At 70.7% G+C, this 23,802-nt stretch carries 22 protein-coding genes; 12 read left to right on the top strand and 10 right to left on the bottom strand.

From position 1 onward, the window contains the following. Positions 1-792 carry a polyprenol monophosphomannose synthase gene (locus QWI33_RS27890; protein WP_289959967.1) on the top strand — a complete coding sequence of 264 codons (792 nt, stop codon included), beginning with the start codon at positions 1-3 and terminating at the stop codon, positions 790-792. Then, positions 789-1,370: an FxsA family protein gene (locus tag QWI33_RS27885; protein WP_289959966.1), complete on the top strand. Its 582-nt coding sequence runs from the start codon at positions 789-791 to the stop codon at positions 1,368-1,370. Before QWI33_RS27890 ends, QWI33_RS27885 begins: the two co-directional genes overlap by 4 nt. A gap of 141 nt (positions 1,371-1,511) precedes the next feature. On the opposite strand, the gene QWI33_RS27880 is transcribed toward QWI33_RS27885, so the two are convergent. Further along, positions 1,512-1,853 (bottom strand): RNA polymerase-binding protein RbpA, encoded by a 342-nt coding sequence (locus QWI33_RS27880; protein WP_205327476.1) that lies wholly within the window; start codon positions 1,851-1,853, stop codon positions 1,512-1,514. A gap of 483 nt (positions 1,854-2,336) precedes the next feature. Between QWI33_RS27880 and QWI33_RS27875 the strand changes: the two genes are divergently transcribed. Then, positions 2,337-3,701: an Hsp70 family protein gene (locus tag QWI33_RS27875; protein WP_289959965.1), complete on the top strand. Its 1,365-nt coding sequence runs from the start codon at positions 2,337-2,339 to the stop codon at positions 3,699-3,701. Between the two features lie 21 nt (positions 3,702-3,722). On the opposite strand, the gene QWI33_RS27870 is transcribed toward QWI33_RS27875, so the two are convergent. From QWI33_RS27870 to QWI33_RS27855, 4 genes are all read right to left on the bottom strand, one after another. Beyond that, positions 3,723-4,274, bottom strand: coding sequence for a PadR family transcriptional regulator (locus QWI33_RS27870; protein ID WP_289959964.1), 552 nt, complete (start codon positions 4,272-4,274; stop codon positions 3,723-3,725). A gap of 192 nt (positions 4,275-4,466) precedes the next feature. After that, entirely contained in the window at positions 4,467-5,030 is a 564-nt protein-coding gene (locus tag QWI33_RS27865) for a hypothetical protein (RefSeq protein WP_289959963.1), read from the bottom strand. Positions 5,031-5,089: 59 nt separating this feature from the next. After that, on the bottom strand, positions 5,090-6,433 hold the full coding sequence (locus QWI33_RS27860; RefSeq protein ID WP_289959962.1) for a UDP-N-acetylglucosamine 1-carboxyvinyltransferase: 1,344 nt from the start codon (positions 6,431-6,433) through the stop codon (positions 5,090-5,092). Positions 6,434-6,520: 87 nt separating this feature from the next. Beyond that, complete coding sequence (locus QWI33_RS27855) at positions 6,521-7,459, bottom strand: LysR family transcriptional regulator (protein ID WP_289959961.1); 939 nt, start codon at positions 7,457-7,459, stop codon at positions 6,521-6,523. Positions 7,460-7,950: 491 nt separating this feature from the next. Here QWI33_RS27855 and QWI33_RS27850 point away from each other — a divergent pair, with 491 nt between their 5' ends. The 4 genes from QWI33_RS27850 to QWI33_RS27835 are packed head-to-tail and all read left to right on the top strand — an operon-like array spanning position 7,951 to position 10,594. Continuing rightward, positions 7,951-8,325, top strand: coding sequence for a CBU_0592 family membrane protein (locus tag QWI33_RS27850; protein ID WP_289959960.1), 375 nt, complete (start codon positions 7,951-7,953; stop codon positions 8,323-8,325). A gap of 28 nt (positions 8,326-8,353) precedes the next feature. Beyond that, positions 8,354-9,001: a response regulator gene (locus tag QWI33_RS27845; protein ID WP_289959959.1), complete on the top strand. Its 648-nt coding sequence runs from the start codon at positions 8,354-8,356 to the stop codon at positions 8,999-9,001. Between the two features lie 2 nt (positions 9,002-9,003). Continuing rightward, complete coding sequence (locus QWI33_RS27840) at positions 9,004-9,615, top strand: IMPACT family protein (protein WP_289959958.1); 612 nt, start codon at positions 9,004-9,006, stop codon at positions 9,613-9,615. Positions 9,616-9,625: 10 nt separating this feature from the next. Next, the gene (locus QWI33_RS27835; RefSeq protein ID WP_289959957.1) at positions 9,626-10,594 is read left to right on the top strand and encodes a glycoside hydrolase family 43 protein; all 969 of its coding nucleotides are present in this window, start codon (positions 9,626-9,628) and stop codon (positions 10,592-10,594) included. Here QWI33_RS27835 and arfB read toward each other — a convergent pair. From arfB to QWI33_RS27820, 3 genes are all read right to left on the bottom strand, one after another. Further along, complete coding sequence (gene arfB, locus QWI33_RS27830; RefSeq protein WP_353895573.1) at positions 10,591-11,010, bottom strand: alternative ribosome rescue aminoacyl-tRNA hydrolase ArfB; 420 nt, start codon at positions 11,008-11,010, stop codon at positions 10,591-10,593. The genes QWI33_RS27835 and arfB overlap by 4 nt on opposite strands. A 277-nt stretch (positions 11,011-11,287) precedes the next feature. Further along, positions 11,288-13,771 carry a DEAD/DEAH box helicase gene (locus tag QWI33_RS27825; RefSeq protein ID WP_289959956.1) on the bottom strand — a complete coding sequence of 828 codons (2,484 nt, stop codon included), beginning with the start codon at positions 13,769-13,771 and terminating at the stop codon, positions 11,288-11,290. A 48-nt stretch (positions 13,772-13,819) separates the two neighbouring features. Next, positions 13,820-14,617, bottom strand: a complete 798-nt coding sequence (locus QWI33_RS27820; RefSeq protein WP_289959955.1) for an exodeoxyribonuclease III — start codon at positions 14,615-14,617, stop codon at positions 13,820-13,822. 114 nt (positions 14,618-14,731) lie between these two features. On the opposite strand from QWI33_RS27820, the gene QWI33_RS27815 reads away from it, so the two are divergent. The 5 genes from QWI33_RS27815 (at position 14,732) to QWI33_RS27795 (ending at position 20,846) form a co-directional block, all read left to right on the top strand. After that, positions 14,732-17,011, top strand: a complete 2,280-nt coding sequence (locus QWI33_RS27815; RefSeq protein WP_289959954.1) for a hypothetical protein — start codon at positions 14,732-14,734, stop codon at positions 17,009-17,011. A gap of 55 nt (positions 17,012-17,066) precedes the next feature. Next, complete coding sequence (locus QWI33_RS27810; protein ID WP_289959953.1) at positions 17,067-17,846, top strand: exodeoxyribonuclease III; 780 nt, start codon at positions 17,067-17,069, stop codon at positions 17,844-17,846. Positions 17,847-17,904: 58 nt separating this feature from the next. Then, positions 17,905-18,870 carry a coiled-coil domain-containing protein gene (locus tag QWI33_RS27805; protein ID WP_289959952.1) on the top strand — a complete coding sequence of 322 codons (966 nt, stop codon included), beginning with the start codon at positions 17,905-17,907 and terminating at the stop codon, positions 18,868-18,870. 12 nt (positions 18,871-18,882) lie between these two features. Continuing rightward, on the top strand, positions 18,883-19,524 hold the full coding sequence (locus QWI33_RS27800; RefSeq protein WP_289959951.1) for a maleylpyruvate isomerase N-terminal domain-containing protein: 642 nt from the start codon (positions 18,883-18,885) through the stop codon (positions 19,522-19,524). 254 nt (positions 19,525-19,778) lie between these two features. Beyond that, positions 19,779-20,846 carry a 3-deoxy-7-phosphoheptulonate synthase gene (locus tag QWI33_RS27795; protein WP_289959950.1) on the top strand — a complete coding sequence of 356 codons (1,068 nt, stop codon included), beginning with the start codon at positions 19,779-19,781 and terminating at the stop codon, positions 20,844-20,846. Positions 20,847-20,904: 58 nt separating this feature from the next. Here QWI33_RS27795 and arfA read toward each other — a convergent pair whose 3' ends face one another. Then, entirely contained in the window at positions 20,905-22,410 is a 1,506-nt protein-coding gene (gene arfA / locus QWI33_RS27790; protein WP_289959949.1) for an arabinosylfuranosidase ArfA, read from the bottom strand. A 138-nt stretch (positions 22,411-22,548) separates the two neighbouring features. Then, on the bottom strand, positions 22,549-23,556 hold the full coding sequence (locus QWI33_RS27785) for a LacI family DNA-binding transcriptional regulator (protein WP_289959948.1): 1,008 nt from the start codon (positions 23,554-23,556) through the stop codon (positions 22,549-22,551). Positions 23,557-23,802: the final 246 nt, after the last annotated feature.

Raw genomic sequence — 23,802 nt, 5'->3', positions numbered from 1 at the left:
ATGAGCCAGAAACCGGACCGGTGCCCCGCCGGCACTCACACCAGTCCGGCCATTGTGGCCATTCCCACCTACAACGAGCGCGACAACATCGAGACCACCGTCGACGCCGCCCTCGCCGGGTGCGACCGCATCGACATCCTCATCGTCGACGACTCCTCACCCGACGGCACCGGCGACATCGCCGACGCCCTCGCCGCCGCCCACGACCGCGTCCACGTCCTCCACCGACCCCAGAAGCAGGGCCTCGGCGCCGCCTACCTCGCCGCCTTCGACTGGGCCGCGCAGCGCGGGTACCGCACCGTCGTCGAAATGGACGCCGACGGCTCCCACGACCCCGCCGACCTGCCCCGGCTCCTCGCCGCCCTCGACGACGGCGCCGACGTCGCCATCGGCTCCCGCTACATCCCCGGCGGCGCCGTCCGCAACTGGGCCCGCCACCGCCTCCTCCTCTCCCGCGGTGCCGGCGTCTTCACCCGCGCCATGCTCGGCCTGCGCGTCAAGGACGTCACCGCCGGCTACCGCGCCTACCGCCTCGACGGCCTCCACAAGCTCCAGCTCGACACCGTCAACTCCGTCGGCTACTGCTTCCAGATCGACCTCACCTGGCGCGCCGTCAAAGCCGGCTTCGACATCCGCGAAGTCCCCATCGTCTTCACCGAGCGCCGCGCGGGCGCCTCCAAGATGAGCGGCGCCATCACCGTTGAGGCCCTTTGGAACGTGAGCCGCTGGGGCCTGGCCCACCGCGCACGCCAACTCAAGAGCGCCCTCCGGCGTGGCAGAATCGAAGGGTGACGTACCAGCAGCCGCCCAAGGCGCCCAAACGCGCACCGTTCGCCTTCCGGCTCGCGCTGGCCATCTGGCTCATCGCCGAGGCCGCCGCCTTCTTCGGCCTGGCCTACCTCATCGGATTCGTCTACACGATCCTCATCGCCGTCGGCACCACCGTGCTCGGCGTGGCCCTCGTGACGAACGCGGGCAAGAAGTCCTTCCGGTCCGCCCGCGACTACCTCAACTCCGGCGGCGACCCCTCCCGGGAGCTCCCGAACGGCTACGTGATCGCCGGGGCGGTGTGCCTCATCGCCCCCGGGTTCGTCACCGACCTCATCGGCCTGCTGCTGCTCTTCCCGCCCACGCGCCTGCTCTTCCGCGGCCTCGGCCGCTGGATCGCCGCGAGCGCCCCGGTGATGCGCTTCGGCGGCGGCGACGTCATCGACGGCGAGGTCATCGGCGAGCGCAGCGCAGACGACTCGAGGACAGGCGAGCGCAACGCAGGCGGCATGCGGACAGGCGAGCGCGACTTCGACGCGGACCAGCCGGTCAAGTACGGGGACACGAAAAACGGGCCCAGGTCCATCGACCCGGGCCCGTGAGCCTTATCGGCGCCTCACGCGCCTTGCTACCGCTCTTTGTGCGGTTCGCTAGCGCTCGACCGCGCTACCAAGCGGTTCGCTAGCGCTCGACCGCGCTACCAAGCGGTTCGCTAGCGCTCGACCGCGCTACCAAGCGGCTCGCTAACGCTCGCCGCGGCGCGCGCGCATCTCCTGCAGGCGCTCGTCGAGGATCTCTTCGAGCTCCTCCATCGAGCGGCGCTCCAGCAGCATGTCCCAGTGGGTGCGCGGCGGCTTGACCTTCTTGGTCTCCGGCTCCTCGCCGTCGACCAGCTTGGCCGTCGAACCGTCGAGCCGGCACTCCCACGTCAACGGGATCTCCGCTTCGACCGCGAACGGCACTTCGAAACGGTGCCCCTGCGGGCAGACGTAGTCGCGGGTCTGGCGCGGGGCCAGCTCCGTGTTGCGGTCAGACTCGTAGCTGACGGCACCGAGACGGGAGCCCCTCAGCATTCTGTCGCCCATGTTCCCCTGCACTTCCTCTGGAGCAATCGCTCTGCCACACGCTCGCCGACCCGGTCAGCCCTGGGCCTGCGCATTCTTTCCCCAGCCGATCACGCCGATTCCTGGGGTTTTCGCTTCGTACAACGCCGCGACGCGGCCGGATCCTTCCCGGCACCGCCGCACCAGGGCGCCGCTGTCGCGATGCGGACCCCCAAGTGTGGCCCGGCGCTGATGCGGCCGCCCACGGACGTCCCCTTGAAGTGTGACACAACACCGCTCGGTATCCGCGCGACCGAGCACGTGAGATGCCGCTCGTCCCCTTCTGCGCCCGGCATCCCCCCTGGCAAACGCCGTCCAGCCTGCTCGGGGCGGGCGGGTGCGAACGGGGCGTGGACGACCGGTGAACACCGAACGGGTCGCACCAGGTGTGGACGCGCCCAGTAGGGTGTGCATCAGGCTAGACGCGTTCACTGCTCGCAAGCGTCGCCGAGAGGGAGTATTCACATGCACGTTCTTGGAATCGACTTCGGAACCTCGAACACCGTTGCGGTTCTGCGTTCGGCCGACGGACGCGTACGACCCCTGCTGTTCGACGGCGCCCCCATCCTGCCCTCGGCGGTGTACTACAACTCCGACGGCCGCATGCTCGTCGGCCGCGACGCCGAGCGCAACGCCCGGATGGACCCGGCCCGATTCGAGCCGAACCCGAAGCGCCGCATCGACGACGGCTCGCTGTTCCTCGGCACCTCCGAGATCCCGGTGCCGCAGGTCTTCGCGTACGTGCTGCAGCAGGTCGCGCTGGAGGCCCAGCGCCAGGCCGGCCAGATGCCCGGCCAGGTCCGCCTCACGCACCCCGCCCGCTGGGGCGAGCGCCGCCGGTCCATCCTCGTCGACTCCGCCCGCCTCGCCGGGCTCCCGGCCCCCCAGCTCATCCCCGAGCCCGTGGCCGCGGCCTCCTACTTCACCTCGGTGCTCGGCACCGCGGTCCCGCCCGGGCGCTCCCTCGCGATCTACGACCTCGGCGGCGGCACGTTCGACGCCACCGTCGTGCGCCGCACCCAGACCGGCTTCGAGGTCCTCGCCGAAGAGGGCATCGGCGACATCGGCGGCCTCGACTTCGACCACGGCATCGTCGAGCATCTCGGCAAGACCTACGGCGCCTCCCACCCCGACGACTGGAAGCGGCTCCTCAGCCCCGCCGACGACCGGGACCGCCGCTACCGCCGCATGCTCTACGAGGACGTGCGCGGCGCGAAGGAGACCCTCTCGCGCACCGCGAGCGCCGACATCCACCTCCCCGCGCTGGAGGTCGACGCCCACCTGACGCGCGCCGAGTTCGAGGAGATCGCCCGCCCGCCCCTGGAGCGCACGGTCGACTGCCTCCAGCGCGCGATCCAGGCCGCCCGCATGAACCCCGCCGACCTCGTGGGCATCTTCCTCGTCGGCGGCTCCTCGCGCATCCCCGCGATCTCCCAGCTCATCCACTCCAAGCTGGGCGTCCCGCCGCAGACCTTCGAGCAGCCTGAGACCGTCGTCGTCGAAGGCGCCGTGCGCGCCGCCTCCGGCCCGGCCCCCTCCGAGCAGCCGATGACCCGCCCCACCTCGGGCGGCCCCGTCTCGCCCGCCGGGCACATGTCGGCCCCCCGGCCGCCGGTCCAGCAGCCCACCCAGGCCCCGCAGATGCTGCCGCCCCAGACGGCCTACCAGCAGCCCGCCCAGGCACCCCAGCAGACGTTCCAGCAGCCGCAGGCGCAGCACCCTGTGAAGCGCCCGCTGACGCAGGAGCCGGCGGTCCTGGTCACCGGTGCGGCCGTGATCGTCCTGATCGTCATCTTCTTCGTGCTCCTGTCGAGCATCCTCAACGGCTAGCGCGCCGCCGCGCCCGGATCGTCACCGCGAGGCGGTGAAGCCGGCGCGGCGGTTCAACTCGACGATCTGGCGGTCGAGCCAGTCGATCTCGGTGAGGTTCGTCGACCGGTGGATCTGCATGAGGCCCTTGCGGAACGGTGAGTCGAGCCGCTCGGGCGGGATCGGCGCGCCCTGCTCGTCGAAGAACAGCTGCGCGGGCTGGTCGAGGAACTCGCGCCGGCGTGCGAGCACGAGCGCCTGCTCGCGCGGGTTCTCCAGGTGGTGCAGGAACGCGAGCAGCACGTACCACTTGTTGTCATCGGTGATGAACCCCGCTTCGGGGTCGCGCAGCCACCGGCGCAGCTGGTCGGTGCCGGACTGGGTGATCTCGAGCATGTGGCGCGGCGCCGCGACCGACCCGGGCGCGGTGCGCCGGGTGAGGCACTGCGCGTCCTCGAGCTTCTTGATCGTGGGGTAGAGCGTCCCGTCGGCGACCGGCCGGACGTGCCCGGCGAGGCTCGCGACCCGGTTCTTGAGGTCGTAGCCGTGGAGCGGGAAGTCCCGCAGGAATCCGAGTATGGCCATCTTCAGCATGCGTCCATTATGGCAGTAATAACAAGATATATCGACTCCGAGGTAGAATACCTCGTTGTCAGTCAACGTGATCGGTCGTCGAGAAGCACGGGCACGGGCTTCGCCCGCGCACTCGCCAAGAAGGACAAAGCCTCCCGTTTTCGCTGCTCAGCAAGCGAATACGGGAGGCTCGGGCACTGCTCTCGAGGGGCGTCAGATGATGTCGAAGAACCAGAGGGCCAGATAGCCTGCGGCGACGATGAACGCGATGACCGCCAGGAGCACGAGCCATCCTGCGGCGGCCTCCATGATGCCGGGGCGGCCGCTGTCGCCGGTCGCGGCGGTGACGGGCGCCCAGACGGCGTCGTCGATGATCCGCATGGGGGCCAAGGCTTTCGCGGGCGGGTACCAGGCGCGCGACTGGGACTTGGCCGCGGTGCGGTTGGCGGGCTGGAGGCGGCCGCGCCGGTTGTAGGCGAACAGGGCCACTTCGGACTCGTCCGCCAGGGCGGCGATCTCGGGGGCCACCGGCATCGTGGCGTAGAGGCGCCGCTTGCGGTCGGGGGAGCCGGTGCCGACGATCATCGGGATGTCCGCGGCCGTGACGGCCAGTCCGGGGGACTTGGCGGCGACCACGGACTTCGTGGACTCGATGGTCGCCTCCCACTGCGGGCTGCCGATGACCTCGCCTTCGACCTTGTCGAGGTGCTTGAGGTGGGCCTGGACGAGGCTCAGGAGCGCAAAGGTCTGCGGCGGCACATCGGACGGCATGTTCATGAGTGGAAGTGTCACATACGGTCGCGCGCCGTTCGCGACCGTGCTTCTGCAGGCGTGGTTCAGAAGGGCTCGATCTCCGCGCCGAGCAGTTGGAGCCGCTCGGCGAGCTGCTCGTAGCCGCGGTGGATCACGTCGACGTGCCGCAGTTCCGAGGTGCCCTGCGCGCGCAGCATCGCGAGGAGGAGCACCACGGCCGGACGCAGCGCCGGCGGGCACACGACCTCGGCGCCGCTCCACTGCACCGGGCCCTCGACCTGGAGCCGGTGCGGGTCGAGCAGCCGCACCTTCGCGCCGAGGCGGTTGAGCTCGGTCAGGTAGATCGCGCGGTTCTCGTACACCCAGTCGTGGATCATCGTCCCGCCCTTGGCGCAGGAGGCGATGAGGGCGAAGAACGGCAGGTTGTCGATGTTGAGCCCCGGGAAGGGCATCGGGTGGATCTTGTCCGCGGCCGCGCGCAGCGGCGAGGGGTGGACGGTGAGGTCGACCAGGCGCGTGCGGCCGTTGGCGGCCAGGTACTCCTCGCTCCTGGAGTACACCAGGCCCATCTCCTCGGCGAGGGCGAGCTCGATCTCGACGAACTCGATGGGGGTGCGGCGGACGGTGATCTCGGATTCGGTGACGACCGCGGCGGTGACGAGGCTCCACGCCTCGATCGGGTCCTCGGCCGGCGCGTAGTCCACGGGCCTGTCGATCCCGGACCGGCCGTAGACCGTGAGGGTGGTGGTGCCGACGCCGTCGATGCGGACGCCGAGCTTCTCGATGTACCAGCACAGGTCCTGCACCTGGTAGTTGCAGGAGGCGTTGCGGATGACGGTGACGTCGGGGAAGCGGGCGGCGGCCATGATCGCGTTCGCGGTCACCGTGTCCCCGCGCTCGGTCAGGACGATCGCGCCGGGCGGCTCGACGTGTTCCTTGACGGTGGCGCGGTAGCTGCCTTGCGAGCGCTCGACGGAGAGCCCGAAGCGGCGCAGCGCGGCGAGGTGCGGTTCGACGGTGCGGTCGCCCAGCTCGCAGCCGCCGGCGAACGGCAGTTCGAACTCCGGGTAGTCGTGGATGAGCGGCCCGAGGAACATGATGATCGAGCGGGTGCGGCGGGCCGCGTCCGCGTCGATGCGGGTGAGGTCGAGGCGTTCGGGCGGCTGGATGCGCAGGTCGCCTTCGGGGCTGAGCCATTCGCACGCGACGCCCATCGATTCCAGGACCCGCAGGATGCGGTTGACCTCCTCGATGCGGGCGACGTGCCGGAGCACGGTGGGGCCGCGGTTGAGGAGGCTGGCGCACAGGAGTGCGACGCCGGCGTTCTTCGAGGTCTTCACGTCGATCGACCCGGTCAGGGCGGCGCCTCCGCGCACGCGCAGGTGCCGGGGGCCGGTGTGCGCGGGCTCGCCGCCGTAGTCGAACATTCGCTCAGCGTAACGGAGTTCAGTGTCCAGTAGGGTCGATCACGTTCACTGGTTACCCCAGCTCAGCGCCGGTGTACGCGCCGGCTCTCAGGCCTGCGCTTCGGGGAGCGGCCCGATGCCTTCCGCGGCGCGCACCTGCTCGTTCAGCAGCTCCATGACGGCCGCGACGGACGGGCGCCGCGAGCCTCCGCGCAGCGTCACGGCCTGGAAGTGGCGGAACGGCGTGAACGGCCCGGAGACGGGGACGCGCACGAGGTCGAGGTGGTGGGGGAGGTCCACGAGGCGGGGGATGAGCGCGACGCCCATCTTGTGGGCGACCATGACGGCGATGACGTTCCACTCGCGCGCCTCGCCGGTGACGGTGGGCCGGAACCCGGCGTTGGAGCAGGCGGTGAGCACGTGGCGGCGGTGCATGGACCCGGGCACGCCGATGATCCACGGCTCGCGCTCGAGTTCGCGCAGGTCGACCGCCTCGCTCCCGACGCACCAGTGCCCGCCGGGCACGACGAGGTCGAACGGGTCGTTGAAGACCGTCTGCGCGTCGAAGCGGATGTCCTCCGGCGGCGGGTTGTCGGGCGTCGCCTCGACGAGCGCGAGGTCGCCCTCTCCGGCGAAGAGCAGGTCGAAGCTCTCCGAGGCCTCGGCCTCGCGCAGTCGCAGTTCGAGCGCGGGGTAGCGCTCGCGGGCGGTGTCGACCAGGGGCGCCAGCAGTGTCGCAATGGCCGTGGGGAACCCGCACAGGCGCAGCATCCCCGACGGCTCGCCTTCGGTGGCCTGGAGTTCGGCCTCGGCCAGGCGCCACATCGCCTCGATGGCGTCGATGTGGGCGATGAGGACCTGCGCCGCCGAGGAGAGCCTGACGCCGCGCCCGACCGGTTCGAGGAGCGACACGCCGAGGTCCTTGGCGAGCAGCCGGATCTGCTGCGACGCCGCTGAAGTGGACATGTGCAGGGCTTTCGCCGCACCGGAGACGGTGCCGTGGTGGGCGATCGCCCGCAGCACGTGCAGTCTCCTCAGGTCGATCACAGTGTGGCCCCAATCGCTTAAGCGTTCGCTTCACGATGAGTTTCGCAAACTAGCGTCACCAAGGTGTTGTAGCCCGGACGATTGGGACCTTAACCTCGTATTGAGCGTGAGAACAGTGCGCGAATGCCGCCGCGGGCGGTATCGGCCGGCGCTCATCCCTGGAACGAAACCCGAAGCCTTGTAAGGAGGACGCGGTCATGCAGTGCTGCCCGTTTTGCGGTTGGCCCGACGACGATCCGGTCACGACCGTGTCCCGGCACCGGAGCGCCTCGGGCATGACGGTGTGGACGCGCTGCATCTGCGGATCGCTCCAGACGCGCGTCCTGCGCGGGGCGGTCATGGAAATCTGCGCGCGGAGCAGACCGAGCGGCCATCCGGCCGCGACCCTGTAACCCCTCGGTCCTCCTCTTCCTACTTCTTCTCATTGCCACCGCGCCATCGCCGGCGCGGGGCGCCTTCCTGCCTGCCTTACGTTCTTTCGAGGATTTCTCATGCACGACTTCGACATCCGCATCATGTTCCAGATCATCGGCGCGCTCCTCTACATCACCAACTTCCTGCTCCTGCAGACCCACCGCATCCACGCGACCAAGCCGGCCTCGCTGCTCCTGGTCATCTCGGCCTGCTCGATCCTGCTCACCGCCGCGATCATCGGCCACGACTGGGGCCTCATCCTCCTCGAGGGCACCTGGCTGTTCCTGGTGACCACGACCTTCGCCATCCGGCAGCGGTCGGCCCGCCGCCAGGCGGTCCTGGAGCGCGAGGCCGCGGACTCGGCCGTGGCGCCGGTCCGCCCGGCCCCGGTCGCCGAACCGGTGCAGGCGCCTGTGGTGCGCGAGCGCGAACTGGCGGGCGCCGCCGCGTAGCGGCCGGAGAGCCGGTTAGGCTCGGGGCGTGGCAATCCGAGTGCTGATCGCAGACGACCAGGAGATGGTCCGGGCAGGGTTCCGGGCCATCATCGACGCCCAGCCCGACATGGAAGTGGTGGCCGACGCCCCCGACGGGGTGGTCGCGGTGTCCGAGGCGCGGCGGCTCAAGCCCGACGTGTGCCTCTTCGACATCCGCATGCCGCGCCTGGACGGGCTCGAGGCCACCCGCACGCTCCTGGCCGGGGCGAACGGCAGCGGCCCGCGGATCGTCGTCGTCACCACGTTCGACACCGACGAGTACGTGTACGGCGCGCTGCGCTCGGGTGCGACGGGGTTCCTGCTCAAGGACTCCGGGCCCACCCTGCTGGTCGAAGCGGTCCGCGCCGCGGCGAGCGGGGAGTCGCTCATCTCGCCGTCGGTCACGGTGCGCCTCCTCGAGCGGCTCACCGAGCCGGTTCCCGAGGGGCCCAAGGCCTCGCATGTGCTGACCGAGCGGGAGCTGGACGTCGTGGAGCTCGTGGCGCGCGGCAAGACCAACGCGGAGATCGCCGAGACCCTGTTCGTCTCCGTCTCCACGGTCAAGACGCACCTGGAGGCCGTGCGCGCGAAGCTCGGGGTCCGCAACCGCGTGGGCATCGCGGCGTGGGCCTGGGAGCACGGCGTCGTGGGCTGACGATGCGCACTCTCGCCGTCGCCCGAGCGGAGACCGAGACCGTGGTCAACCGGTCCCGGTTCATCTGCACGCTCTACCGGGTCGACTCCGATGCCCAAGCGCGCGAACGCATCGGCGCGCATCGGCGGGCCAACTGGGACGCCACGCACAACTGCACCGCCTATGTCCTGGACGACGGGCAGTCCGCCCGCTCCAGCGACGACGGCGAGCCGGCCGGGACCGCCGGCGTCCCTATGCTGGAGGTGCTGCGCGGGCGGGACCTCACCGATGTGCTCGCCGTCGTCACCCGCCATTTCGGCGGTGTGAAGCTCGGCGCGGGCGGGCTCGTGCGCGCGTACGGGGCGGCCGTCTCGGCCGCGGTGGACGCGGCGGGGACCGTGGAGCTGGCGCATTGGCAGCGGCTCACGGTGCGCGTGGACTACGGCCCGGCCGGGAGCATCGAGGGCCTGCTGCGGCTGCGCGAGGACGTGCGCCTGGTCAACGTCGAGTTCGGGGCCGAGGTGGTGTTCGACCTGGCCTGCTCGGACGTGGAACTGCTGGTCGACTGGCTCGCGTCCCAGTCTGCGGGCGCGGCGGAGGTGGAGCCTGCGGGGACGCTCCGGGTGGAGTTGTAACATGCGGGTTGTGACCGATAACAAGACTGCCTCCGCGCTGCCGAACCCCTTCATCCTCGAACGCGCCGACCCCCAGATCACCCGGCACGTGGACGGCCGGTACTACTTCACCGCCACGGTCCCGGCCTACGACCGGATCGTGCTGCGCGGCGCCGACACCCTCCTGGGCCTGCGCGACGCCGAGGAGACCACCATCTGGGTCCAGCACCCCGAAGGCCCCATGGGCTCCCACATCTGGGCCCCGGAACTGCACTGGATCGACGGCGCCTGGTACGTCTACTTCGCCGCCGGCGAAGCCGAATCGGCCACCGCGGACGTCTGGCGCATCCGCATGTACGTCCTGGAGAACCGGGGCCCCGACCCCCTCTCCGGGGAGTGGACCGAGAAGGGCCAGATCGAGACCCCGATCGACTCGTTCTCCCTCGACGCGACCACGTTCGCGCACAACGGCACCCGCTACCTGTGCTGGGCGCAGCACGACCCCGGCCTCGAAGGCTCCAACACCAGCCTGTTCCTCGCCGAACTCGCGAACCCCTGGACCATCAAGGGCGCGCCCGTCGAGCTCTCCCGCCCCGAGCTGCCCTGGGAGACCATCCGCTTCGCCGTCAACGAGGGCCCCTACGCGATCGTGCGGGGCGGCAAGGTCTTCATCACCTACTCGGCCTCCGGCACCGGCGCCGAGTACTGCATGGGCCTGCTCACCGCCGACGCCGACGCGGACCTCCTCGACCCGGCCTCGTGGACCAAGCACCCCGAGCCGGTCTTCACCACCAACGCGGCCAACGGCATCTACGGCACCGGGCACAACGCGTTCACCGTGGACGAGGACGGCAACGACCTCCTGGTCTTCCACGCCCGCGCGTACGAGGAGATCGTGGGCGACCCGCTCGACAACCCCGACCGGCACTGCCGGGTCCAGCCGTTCGGCTGGAACGAGGACGGCACCCCCGACTTCGGGGAGCCGCTTCCCGAGCACTAGTCGTCGGTGCTGCGGCGCAGCTTCTTGACGTCCGAACGGCGGCGCTTGTCCTCCAGGCGCCGCCGTTTCGCGCCCTTGGAGGGCTTCCTGTCCTTCCGCGGCGGCGGGGGTGCCGCGATGGCGCGGCGCATGACTTCGGCGAGGCGCTCCTGGGCCGCCTCGCGGTTGCGCAGCTGGGAGCGGAACTCCGAGGCGGCGATGACGACCGTGCCGTCGACGAGCCGGTCGCCGAGGCGCGCGAGCGCCCGTTCGACGAGCGCCGGCGGCAGTGCCTTCGTGCCGGCCAGGTCGAACACGAGCTCCACGCGCGAGTCGGTGGTGTTGACGCCTTGACCGCCGGGCCCTGAGGACCGCGAGAAGCGCCACCGCAGCTCACTGTCGGGAATGGCGATGGTCTCGGTGATCTGGACGGGCATGGCGGTCTCTCAGCGGTCGAGGGCGGTGCGGGCCCGGCGGACGAGCACGTCGACGATCGAGCGGCGCCGCCTTCGTAGCCGGCGCCGGATCGGTCGCCCGCGGCGAGTCGGGTGAGCGTCGCGGGGCGAGCCAACAGTACTCGGCGGCACCGGTGGCGGCGATGGCTTTTCGGGCGGCGGGTGCGCCGCGCCGGCCGGCGTCGGCGAGGCCCTCGAAGGGAAGGAGCCGGGGCGTCGAGCGATGCCGCCGGCTCCTCGGTTCCCTTGCGGTCCACCGCTAGTCGGAGAAGTCCTCCAGGGCCATGACGACGGTGCCGGTCTCGTCGGAGGCGTCGAGGTCGACCTTGAAGACCATGGCCCAGTCCTTGTCGCCGGCCGGGTCGTCGATGGTCTGGCGGACGGTCCAGGTCCGGCCCTCCTTGGCGATGTCGAGGTACTCGTTGCCACGGGCCGCGCCGGCGGTGCCGATGTCGTCGTGGGCCTGGAAGTACCGCTCCAGGGCCGCGTCCCACTTGGAGACGGGCCAGCCGGTGTCCAGCGCCGCCAAGGCATCCACGCGGTCGGCGGCCGCGAGCTCGACATGCCGGAACGCGGCGTTGCGGACGGCGATGGTGAACGCCCGCTCGTTGTCGGTGAACGCCCGGGCGGGACGGCCGGTGTCGAGGTTCTCGTCCTCGGCGGGGTTGGTGAGCTGCTCCCACTCGTTGATGAGGGAGGAGTCGGTCTGGCGGATGGTCTCGCCGAGCCACGCGGTGAGGTCGTCGAGATCGGCGCCGCCGGCGCCCTCCGGGAGCGTCTGGATGAGCGCCTTGTACGCGCTGGAGAGGTACCGCAGCAGCAGGCCCTCGCCGCGCTGGATGCCGTAGAGGCCGATGTACTCGCCGAAGCTCATCCGGCCCTCCCAGATCTCGCGGAGGATCGACTTCGGCTCCAGCTGGTAGTCCGCGGCCCACGGGTGGCTCATCCGGTAGGCGCTGAAGGCGTCGTCGAGGAGCTCGGCCAGCGGCTTCGGGTAGTCCACCTCGGCGTCTTCGAGCTGGTTCATGCGGTCGTAGTAGTCGAGGCCGTCGGCCTTCATCGCCTCGATCGCGGCGCCCTTGGCCTTGCTGCGCTGGGCGGCCAGGATCTGGCCGGGGCCCTCCAAGGTCGCCTCGACGATGGAGACGACGTCCATCGGGTACGTGTCCGACTCGGTGTCCAGCAGCTCCAGGGCCGCCAGGGCGAACGGGGCGAGCGGCTGGTTGAGCGCGAAGTGGTCGGGCATGTCGACGGTGAGGTCGACCTTGCCGTCCTCGATGACGATGATCCCGGCGTCGCGGAGGGTGCGGGCGATGGTGAGCGCGGTGCGCGCCATCTTCAACTGGGTGGCGCGGTCGGCGTGGGAGTCCTCGATGAGGGTGCGCACGTGCTCGAACGTGTTGCCGGGACGGGCGAGCAGGTTGATGAGCATCGCGTGGGTCATGCGCATGCGCGACTGCAGCGGTTCGGGCGGCGCCTCCGAGAGCGCGGCGAAGGTCTCGTCGGACCAGCCGACGAAGCCCTCGGGGGGCTTCTTCTTCGCCATCTTCTTGCGCTTCTTGGGATCGAGGCCGAACTTCTGCATGGCCTTCTCGTTCTCGATCACGTGCTCGGGGGCTTCGCAGACGACGAAGCCCTCGGTGTCGAACCCGGCGCGGCCGGCGCGTCCGGCGATCTGGTGGAACTCGCGGGCGCGCAGGCGGCGGGTGCGGCGGCCGTCGTACTTGGTGAGGCCGGTGAACAGGACGGTGCGGATCGGGACGTTGATGCCGACGCCGAGCGTGTCCGTGCCGCAGATGACCTTCAAGAGGCCCTGCTGGGCGAGGCGCTCCACCAGGCGCCGGTACTTCGGGAGCATGCCGGCGTGGTGCACGCCGATGCCGGAGCGCACGAGCCGCGCGAGGGTCTGCCCGAACTTGGTGGTGAACCGGAACCCGCCCAGGGCCGCCCCGATGGCGGCCTTCGCGTCCTTGTCCACCAGGTGGAGGCTGGAGAGCGCCTGCGCGGTGTCCAGGGCCGAGGCCTGCGTGAAGTGCACGATGTACGCCGGGGCCCGGTTGTTGTCGACGAGGTTCTCGACGGTCTCGTGCAGCGGGGTCTTGCGGTACTCGTAGTGCAGCGGCACGGGCCGGGTCGCGGAGGCGATGAGCGCGGTCTCGCGGCCGGTGCGCCGGGTCAGGTCGGTCTGGAAGAACTCGGTGTCGCCGAGCGTGGCGGACATGAGCGTGAACTGGGCGCGGTGGAGCTCCAGGAGCGGGACCTGCCAGGCCCAGCCGCGGTCGGGCTCGGCGTAGAAGTGGAACTCGTCGGCCACGACCGAGTCGCAGTCCAGGGCGGCGCCCTCGCGCAGGGCGAGGTTCGCGAGGATCTCGGCGGTGCAGCAGATCAGCGGCGCGTCCGGGTTCACGGCGGCGTCGCCGGTGAGCATGCCGACGTTCTCGTGTCCGAACTGCTCGCACAGCTCGAAGAACTTCTCGCTCACCAGCGCCTTGATCGGCGCGGTGTAGAAGGAGGTGCGCTGGTTCGCGAGCGCGTTGAAGTGCGCTGCGGCGGCGATGAGGGACTTGCCGGACCCGGTGGGTGTGGCGATGACGGCGTTCTGGCCGGTGCAGATGGCCAGGAGGGCCTCTTCCTGGTGCTCGTAGAGGACGATCCCGGTGTCTTCGGCCCATTGCGCGAAGGCCGTGTAGACGTCGTCGGGTTCGGGCGTGTTCGAGGACGGCAGGTAGTCGATGAGGCTCACGGGGTTCTATGGTGCCCGCTCGCCTTGCCGGCCGGCGAGCCGGGTCGCTTAGTGGTCGTAGGTCACCAGGACGGGGGCGTGGTCGGACCAGCGCTGGTCGTGGGCGGCGGCGCGGTCGACCCAGGCTTTGGTGGCCTTGGCGGCGAGGGGGGTGGTGGCGACGTGGAGGTCGATGCGCCAGCCGGCGTCGTTGTCGAAGGCGCGGCCGCGGTAGGACCACCAGGAGTAGGGGCCTTCGACGCCGGGGTGGAGGGCGCGGACGACGTCGACGAAGGTGCCGGTGGCGTAGAGGTCGGTGAGCCAGGCGCGTTCGTTGGGGAGGAAGCCGGCGGTCTTCTTGTTGGATTTCCAGTTCTTGAGGTCGGCTTCGGCGTGGGCGATGTTCCAGTCGCCGCAGACGAGGAGTTCGCGGCCGGTGGCTTGGGCTTTCTTGGCGGCTTCGGTGAGGTATTCGGCGAAGGCGGTCATGAAGCGTTCTTTTTCGACCTGGCGAGGGGTGTCGGTTTCGCCGGAGGGGAGGTAGAGGCTGGCGACGGTGAGGCCGGGGAGGTCGACTTCGGCGTAGCGGCCGTGGTCGTCGAAGTCGGCGCCGAAGCCGATGCGGGCGGCTTCTGGGGGGGTGCGGGTGAGGACGGCGACGCCGGCGCGGCCTTTGGCGACGGTGGAGGGGGCGACGTGCCAGTGCCAGCCGGCGGCTTCGAGGACGTCGGTGGGGATCTGGTCGTGGGCGGCGCGGACTTCTTGGAGGAGCACCACGTCCGCTTGGGTCTGCTGGAGCCAGGGGATGATGCCCTTCTTGGCTGCGGCTCGGATTCCGTTGACGTTGGCGGTGGCGATGGTGCGCATCGGGCCAGCCTAACGCGGGCGGGGGTGGTCGTCCGGTCGCGGCGCGGCGGGGTGTGGCGAAGGTCGGGCGGCCATGGAGCCGGTGGTGGCGTGGGGACCCCATAGACTGCTGGCATGACTTGGGAGGCTGGCGTGCGGGTGCGCGGGGGCGGTGCGTGGGTGCGGGGTTTCGCGGCCGTGCTGGCGGTGGTCTGCGCGGTGCTGGCGGTGCCTCCGGTGGGTGCGGCGGCGGCTGAGGATGACGGGGCCGCGGGGATCATCGTGCTGGGTGTGCCGGGGTTGGCGTGGACTGATATCGATGCGTCGGTGACGCCGAACATGTGGGCGATGGCGGGTTCGGGTGCGTCGGCGTCGATGAGTGTGCGCACGATCGGGTCGTGGACGTGTCCTGAGGCGGGTTGGTTGAGCCTGGGTGCGGGTGAGCGTGCGGGTGGTGCGGCGCCGCGTGATGCGCAGTGTGCGGCGCAGTCGCGGTTGCCGGCGCCGGTGGAGGACGGCGAGGGGTGGTCGGTCGAGGGCTGGGATGCGCTCGTGGAGGCGAACGAGTCGTTCAATTACGGGGCGCGGTTGGGTTCGCTGGCGGATGCGGTGGCGTTGATGGCCGCTGAGCAGGAGGCGGCTGCGGCGGAGGCCGAGGCGGCGGGTGAGCCGGTGGTGGCGCCGGATCCGGGGGCGTGTGTGGCGGGCATCGGTGACGGTGCGGCGCTGGCGGCGGCGGATACGGCGGGTCGGATCTCGTTCTGGGGTCCTGATCTGGAGTCGCTGGGTGCGGCGATGGCGGTGTGCGATGTGGTGGTCGTGGATCCGGGTGTGGTGGTGGGTGATGCGGCGGATGCGGCGCCGGATGCGGGCACGGACTATGACCAGTTGGGTCAGGACGATGTCGGGGTGGGTTCGGATGAGCCGTCCGGTGCGTTGGACGAGGGTGTGATCGAGCCTGAGGCGGCGTCGGTGCGTGAGCGGGCGGCGGCGGAGGCCGATGCGGCGGTGGGTGCGGTGCAGGCGGCGTTGCCGGGGGATTGGCGGCTGCTGGTGGCGGGGGTGTCGGATGCGTCGGCGCCGTCGGCGCTGCATCCGGTGCTGTATGCGGGTGCGGGTGTGGAGCCTGGTGAGTTGACGTCGGCGACGACGGGTCGTGACGGGTATGTGCAGTTGGTGGATGTGACGGCGACGGCGTTGGGGGCGATCGGGGCGGAGGTGCCGGCGGCGGTGGCGGGGGCGCCGATTCAGGTGCTGCCCGATGCGGGTCATTCGAGTGCGTCGGCGGTGGCGCGGGGTATCGACGAGACGGCGGCGTCGCAGTCGGTGATCGCGGTGAGTTTCGTGTTCTATTCGGTGTTGTCGGGTCTCGGGGTGGTCGGTGTGGCGGCTGCGGTGTGGCTGTTGTGCGGTCCGGACCGGTTCCGGGGGTTGGCGCGGACGGTGTGCCTGGCGGTGGCGGCGATGCCGGTGGCCGGGGTTGCGGCGGGGATTCCGCACTGGTGGCGGGCGGAGCGGCCGACGCTGGTGTTCTGGGCGATCATCGTCGCGTGTGTGGTGGTGCTGACGGTGGCGGCGTCGCTGCCGTGGACGCGGCGGGGGGCGCGTCCGGTGTTGGTGATCGCCGGTGCTGCGGCGCTGTTGATCGCGGTCGACCAGGTGTCGGGTGCGACGTGGCCGCTGCATACGCCGATGGGGTACACGGCGCAGGCGGGGGCGCGGTTCACGGGCTTGGGGAATTACGCGTTCAGTGTGTTCGCGGCCGCGGTGATCCTGCTGGTCGCGTTCTTGCCGTGGCGGGGGCGGGCTCGCGTGTGGGGTCCGGTCGCGATCGGGGTGTGCGCGGTCGTCATCGTCGGCGCGCCGACCCTGGGGCGCGATATGGGCGGGACGCTGACGCTGGTGGCCGCGGGCATGCTGTGCTGCTGGAAGCTGTGGGGGCGCAAGCTCACCGTCAAGGCCGTGATCCTCGCCGGGGGTCTGGCGTTCGCGGTGTTCGCGATCGGCGGGTTCCTGGACTATCTGCGGCCGCAGGAGGATCAGACGCACTTGGGCCGGTTCGTGGGGTCGGTGCTGGACGGGACTGCTGCGAACATCCTCATCCGCAAGGGCGATGCGGCCATCGGGACGATCGGGCGGCCGCTGACGTGGATCTCGCTCGCGGCGCTCGTCGGCGCGATCGTGATCTGGCGCCGGAGGGCGCCGATCCGGACGAACGAGGTGGGTGCCGCCGTGATCGGTTTGACCGCGGTCGCCGTCGTCGGTGCGGTTGTCAACGACTCGGGGATCGCCGTCACCGGGTTCACCACCGCCATCGGGTTCGGGCTCCTGGCGGTGGCAGTCGGGCCCCGTACCGACCGTGCGCAACCGGCCACACCGGACGCTGTCGTAGCGGCTCCGACCAGCGGAAACTGACGCGCGCACCCCGGGTCCGCCCAGTGCGGGCCCGGCGGCGGGTAGGGTGAGGCCCATGCGCGTGGCCACGTGGAACATCAACTCGCTCAAAGCCCGCCTCGAGCGTCTCGTCGGTTGGCTCGAGACGGCCGAGCCGGACGTGGTCTGCCTGCAGGAGCTCAAGTGCGCCGACGCGGATGTGCCGATCGAGGCGATCAGCGAGGCCGGGTACGAGACCGCGTCGTGGGGCCTGGGCCGGTGGAACGGTGTCGCGATCCTCTCGCGGGTCGGCATCGCGGACGTGCGGCGCGGCATCGCCGATCAGCCGGTGTTCGGCGACGAGACCGAGCCGCGGGCGATCACCGCCACGTGCGGGCCCGTGCGCGTCCAGTCCCTGTACATCCCCAACGGCCGTGATGTGGCCGACCCGCACTTCCCGTACAAGCTCGCGTTCCTCAAGGCCCTCGCCGCCGACGTCAAAGCCGACGCCGCCGGTGATCTCCCGTTCGCCGCCCTGGGCGACTTCAACATCTGCCCGACCGATGACGACGTGTGGGACGTCGACGCGTGGCCGGGCACGACCCATGTCACGAAGGACGAGCGCGACGCGCTCGCCGCCGTGCGGGCCGCCGGTCTCGTCGACGTCTACCCGCGGGCGCTCAAGCACGCGCAGCCGTTCACGTTCTGGGACTACCGCAACCTCGACTTCCCGAAGAACCGCGGTCTGCGGATCGACCTGGCGCTGGCCAACCCCGCTTTCAAGGCGGCGGTGAGCGACGCGTACGTCGACCGCAACGAACGCAAAGGCAAAGGCGCCTCCGACCACGCCCCTCTCGTGGTCGACCTCGACCTGTAAACCCGGTGGCCGCCCCGCCAGGGCGGCGACCCGACCCTCTGGAAGTAGACCTCCACCCGTGCGCAGCAAGCAGATCCTCCCCGTAGTGCTCCTCGCCGCCTTCGTGGCGTTCTTCCCGGTGCCGGCCTCGGCCGATCCCGACGAGGAGACCCTTGAATCGGACTTGGCCGCGGCCATCGACAAGGTCGCCGACGCCGAGGACGCGGTCGACGCCGCCAATGCGCGCGCTGCCGAGCTGGAAGTGAAGATCACCGAGACGCAGGCGCTGTTCGACGAGCTCACGGTCGACCTCAACGAGTACGCGGTCTACCTGCACACCGAGGGCGAGTTGGAGACCACGAACGCGATCCTCTCCTCTGAGAACAGCAGCGACCTGGTCGACGCCATGACCTACACCGGTTTCCTCGGCAGTGAGCGGGCTGCGCTCATGAACGAGGCCGGGCAGCTGCTGGACGAGTTGGAGGCCCAGCGGGGCGCGCACGCCGACGAGGTCAAGACCGCCGAGGACGCGTTGAAGGACGCGGAGAAGGCCGCCGATGAGCTCGAGGAGCAGTTGGAGGAGTTGCGGGCTGAAGAGGCCGCCGGTCCGGGTTCGGACGGCGGCGCCCCGGCCGCGGAGGGCTACGGCGGTGACGGCGGCGGCTGCACCGAGGACGATCCGACCACCGACGGCTGCCTGACGCCGCGCACGCTCCACATGTACAACGAGACCAAGGAGGCCGGGTTCGACCACTACGTCTCCTGCTACCGGTCGGGCGGCAGCGGCGAGCACCCGCTGGGCCGGGCCTGCGACTGGGCCGCCGACGAGTCGGGGTTCCAGAACGAGGACGCCTCCGGTTCGGACAAGGAGTACGGGGACCGGCTCGCCGCCTGGTACGTCAACAACGCCGACAGCCTCGGCGTCGAGTACGTGATCTGGTACCACGAGTTCTGGTCCTCCTCCTCGGGCTGGCGCTCCTACACCGGGGGCAACGGCGACCCCGCCTCCGACCACACCAACCACGTCCACGTCTCCATGCGTTAGAAGGCGGCACCGATGACCAGCAGCATTCGCGACCAGTACCGCACCGCCGCCCGCACCGCCCTCGGCCTCGCCGAGGACGGCGCGGTCGCCAAGGCCTGGGCGGAGCCCTCGGCGCTCGCGGGCTTCACCGTCGGCGGCCTCGCGGCCCATCTCGTCCAGCAGATCACCTCGGTCACCGCCGGCCTGGCCGCCGACCACGCCGGGAAGGAGCGCGTGGGCCTGTTCGAGCATTACGGCCGCGCGGCCTGGCTCGCCGCCGACCTCGACAACGACTACAACACCGGGATCCGCGACGGCGGCGAGCGGGCCGCCGAAGCCGGACCGGCCGCCGTCACCGCGGAGGCCCGGGCCGCCCTGGAGGCGCTGGAGACGGCCCTGGCGGCCATGGACGGCACCGAGACCAGCGGCAACACGCGCTGGCCGTACGCGATGAGTCTGGACGACTTCCTGCGTACCCGCATCATGGAGCTCGTCGTCCACGGGGACGACCTGGCCTACTCCGTCGGTGTCGACACGCCCGTGTTCGACGAGGACGTGTTCGACACGGCCGCGTGGATGCTCGCGCGCCTGTCGGTGAAGCGCCACGGGCAGGCGAGCCTGGTGCGCGCCCTCGCCCGCGCCGAGCGCGCCCCGGAGTCCGTCAGCGGCCTGTGACACCGGGCCCAGGCCGTGGCCGGCGCCCCGGCCGTGTGCTACGGTTCGCCCCATGTCTACGGCAGTTCGTTGGTATCGGCGCTTTACGCCGGCTCCGGGTGGAGCCAGGCGGCGCACGCGCTGACCGTCGAACACACCCGGAGCCAGCAAGGCAGCGACACGAGTCGCTGCCTTTCGTCGTCAGGCGGGCCGGCACCGGGGAGACCTTGAGTGGACAGGACCCGCCTCGCCACAGAGATGGGATACCGCACCCGATGACCGCCGACCGCTCACCGCAGACCAACGACCTGCGCGTCACCGCCTTCCAGCCGCTCGTCGCACCCGCCGCCCTCCGCGCGGAGCTGCCGCTGGGCGACGCGCGCGCCGCCCTCGTCGAACGCACCCGCGCCGAAGTGAAGGACGTCCTCGACGGCACCGACGACCGCCTCCTCGTCGTCGTCGGCCCCTGCTCCGTGCACGACGCGGCCGCCGCGAAGGACTACGCGCAGCGCCTCGCCGCCGCCGCGGCCCCGCTGGGCGACGCGCTCATGGTCGTCATGCGCGTGTACTTCGAGAAGCCCCGCACCACCGTCGGCTGGAAGGGCCTCATCAACGACCCGCACCTGGACGGCACGCACGACGTCGAGCTCGGTCTGCGCCTGGCCCGGCAGGTGCTCCTGGACGTGCTGGACACGGGCCTTCCGGTGGGCTGCGAGTTCCTGGAGCCCACGAGCCCGCAGCACATCGCCGACGCCGTCTCCTGGGGTGCGATCGGCGCGCGCACCACCGAGTCGCAGGTGCACCGCCAGCTCGCCTCGGGCCTGTCGATGCCGGTGGGGTTCAAGAACACCACTGACGGCGACCTGGCCTCGGCGGTCGACGGGTGCCGGGCCGCGGCCGGCGACCACGTGTTCTTCGGCGTCGACGAGGACGGGCGCGCCTCCATCGTCTCCACCTCCGGCAACCCCGACTGCCACATCATCCTGCGCGGGGGCCGCACCGGCCCGAACTTCGGGCCCGAGGACGTGCGGGACGCGCTCGCGCTCCTGTCCAAGCACGGCATGCCGCAGCGCCTCGTGGTGGACGCGAGCCACGCCAACTCCGGGAAGGACCACGTCCGCCAGGCCGAGGTCGTGCGCGAGGTCGCCGCGCGCATCGGCGCGGGGGAGCAGGGCATCGCGGGGCTGATGATCGAGAGCTTCATCGAGCCCGGCCGCCAGGAGCCGGCCCCGCTGGAGACCCTGGTCTACGGCAAGTCGGTGACCGACGCGTGCGTCGGCTGGGACGAGACCGAGGCGCTCCTGGGCGAGCTGGCCGCGGCCGTCCGCGCCTCCCGCGCCTGACCGTACCGAAAAAGGGGGCCCGCAGCATCGGCTGCGGGCCCCCTTTCGCATTGTGCGCCTAGGCGATGCGGATGGTGTTCCAGCTCATCGCGGGCAGCTCCACATAGGCCACGCCGTCCTTGACGGTGATGTCGCCGTTGGCGACCGGGGCCACGCGGGTCTGGTCCTGCAGCGTGTTCTTGGCGTCCGGGTCGTCGTCGGTGAGCGTCGAGCACGTCACGTCCGACAGGCCCCCGAGCGAACCCAGGTCGATCTCCAGCGTCAGCGGCGTCTGGAGCTCGCGGTTGACGGCGAACACGGTGTAGGTGCCGTCCTCGTTCGCCACGGCCACCGAGTGGAGGGCGTCGACCTCGCCGTACGCCTTCGTGTCGAACTTGGGGGAGTCGGCGTTGACGCGCAGGACCTTCCCGCGCCCGAACTCGGAGGCCTCCGCGAACGGGAAGAACGTGGTCTGGCGCCACGCGGGCCCGTCGGGCTCGGTCATGATCGGGGCGATCACGTTCACCAGCTGCGCCAGGCAGGCGGCGGTGACGCGGTCGCAGCGGCGCAGCAGCGTGATCATCAGCGAGCCGAACACGACCGCGTCCATCGCCGAGTACACGTCCTCGAGCTGGCGCGGGGCGACCGACCACGGCTCCTCCCGCTCACCGGTGGGCGCGGTCTGGTACCAGACGTTCCACTCGTCGAAGGAGATGTTGATCTTCTTGTCGCTCTTGAGCTTCGCGCCCACGGCGTCCGCGGTGGCGGTGACGCCGTCGATGAACAGCTCCATGTCCTGCGCCGAGGCCATGAACGACTTGAAGTCGCCGTCGCGGGGCTGGTAGTAGGCGTGCGCGGAGATGTAGTCGACCGACTCGTAGGAGAGGGTGAGGACCTCGGCCTCCCAGGCGCCGAACTCGGGCATGCCGCGGGAGGAGGACCCGCACGCGACGAGGTCGAGCCCGGGGTCGATGTAGCGCATGGAGCGGGCGACCTGGTCGGCGGTGCGGCCGTACTCGCGGGCGGTCTTCTGGCCGATCTGCCAGGGGCCGTCCATCTCGTTGCCCAGGCACCACAGCTTGATGCCGTAGGGCTCCTCGTCGCCGTGGGAGCGGCGCAGGTCCGACCAGTAGGTGCCGCCGGGGTGGTTGGCGTACTCCAGGAGGTCGAGGGCCTCCTGGAGGCCGCGGGTGCCGAGGTTGACGGCCATGTTCGGCTCGACGCCGGTGGTGCGGCAGAACTTCATGAACTCCGAGAGGCCGAACTGGTTGGTCTCGGTGGTGCCCCAGGCGAGGTCGAGGCGGCGGGGCCGGTCCTCCTTGGGGCCGGTGCCGTCCTCCCAGCGGTAGCCGGAGACGAAGTTCCCGCCGGGGTAGCGGACCATCGTCGGGCCCAGTTCGCTGATGAGGTCGAGCACGTCCTGGCGCAGGCCGTCGGCGTTCGCGGTCGCGTGGCCGGGCTCGTAGATGCCGGTGTAGACGCACCGGCCCAGATGCTCGACGAAGGAGCCGAACAGCCGCTCGGGCACGTCGGCGACGGTGAAGCGCGGATCGAACTCGATGCGCGCGCGGTGGTGCTCGGCCATAATCGCCTCCTGGAAGGGTTCACTGTGGTGCGCCGGCGGCCCGCAGGGCGCGCGAGCGCTTGCCGGGCCGGTTTCGGTGACGCTACCAGACCCGAACTTTACCGTTACACGAACGCTCGGCGCACCGTCGTGACCCCGTCACAGCTCCTGCGACGTCGAGGCCCGGGCGACCAGTTCAGGCTGGAAGACCACGTTGCGGTGGGTGTGCCCGGCGCCCTCGTTGATCTCGTCGAACAGCAGCTGCGCGGCCGTGCGGCCCAGCTGCGAGCGCGGCTGGCGGATCGAGGAGAGCGGCACGGCCGCCGCGGCCGCGAAGTCGATGTCGTCGTAGCCGATGATCGCGCACTCCTGGGGGACCTTCACGCCGTGCATCGTCAACGCCTGCAGCGCACCCAGCGCCACGAGGTCGTTGGCGCAGAACATCGCGGTGGGGCGCTCGGCGAGGCCCAGCATCTGCTCCACCGCTTCGCGCCCGGCGGCGAAGTTCAGCCCGGCGGTCGTGAAGACCTCGAGCGCCACGCCGGCCTCCTCGCACACCTCGCGGCAGCCGGCGAGGCGGTCGGCGACCTGGGGGATCGAGGCCGGCCCGCCGACGAAGGCGATCCGGGCGTGCCCGCGGTCGGCCAGGTGCTGCGCGGCCAGGCGCCCGCCGTGGACGTCGTCGACGGCCACCGAGCAGTGGGGGTGGCGGCCGGCGCCGCGGTCGACGAGGACGACGGGGATGTCGTGGCCGGAGAGCCGTTCGATCCAGGAGGCGGAGGTGTCGTCGACGGGGGTGATGAGCAGGCCCAGGACCCGCTGCTCTTCGAGGATCTCGAGGTGGCGGCGCTCGCGGCGCACGTCCTCGCCGGAGTCGCAGACGGTGACGACGCCGCCGGCGGTCTCGATGAGCGGTTCGGCGCCGCGCACGACGTCGGTGAAGAACGGGTTGGCCACGTCCAGCACGACGACCGCGACGGTGCGCGAGCGGCCGGCCCGCAGCTGGCGGGCGGAGTCGTTGCGCACGTAGCCGAGTTCGGCGATCGCGGCCTGGACCCGTGAGCGGGTCTCCTCGGCCACGGCCTCGGGCCGGTTGAGCACGTTCGAGACCGTCCCGACCGACACGCCCGCGGCGCGTGCGACGTCCTTCATGCTGGTTGTGGTCATCGTCACCTCACGAATGCTATCGGGAGCCCAGGGTAGTGCAGGGGTGCGCATCGATGGATCGAAGGCCGTCGCTGCCGGGCGGTGCCCGGTCCCGCCGTTTGAAACGGTTCAACGGTAATCCCGGAGCTTGAGGAGCATATACCGAACCGTGTTCGAATTTCTTCCCGGTCTTGCCTTGACAACCTGAGGCCCGAGGGTTTTAACTTATCGAAATCCCTTCATGAATCGATTCAAAATGTGCGCGGC

Source organism: Glycomyces tritici (assembly GCF_030403505.1).
This window is presented reverse-complemented; position numbering and strand designations above follow the sequence as displayed.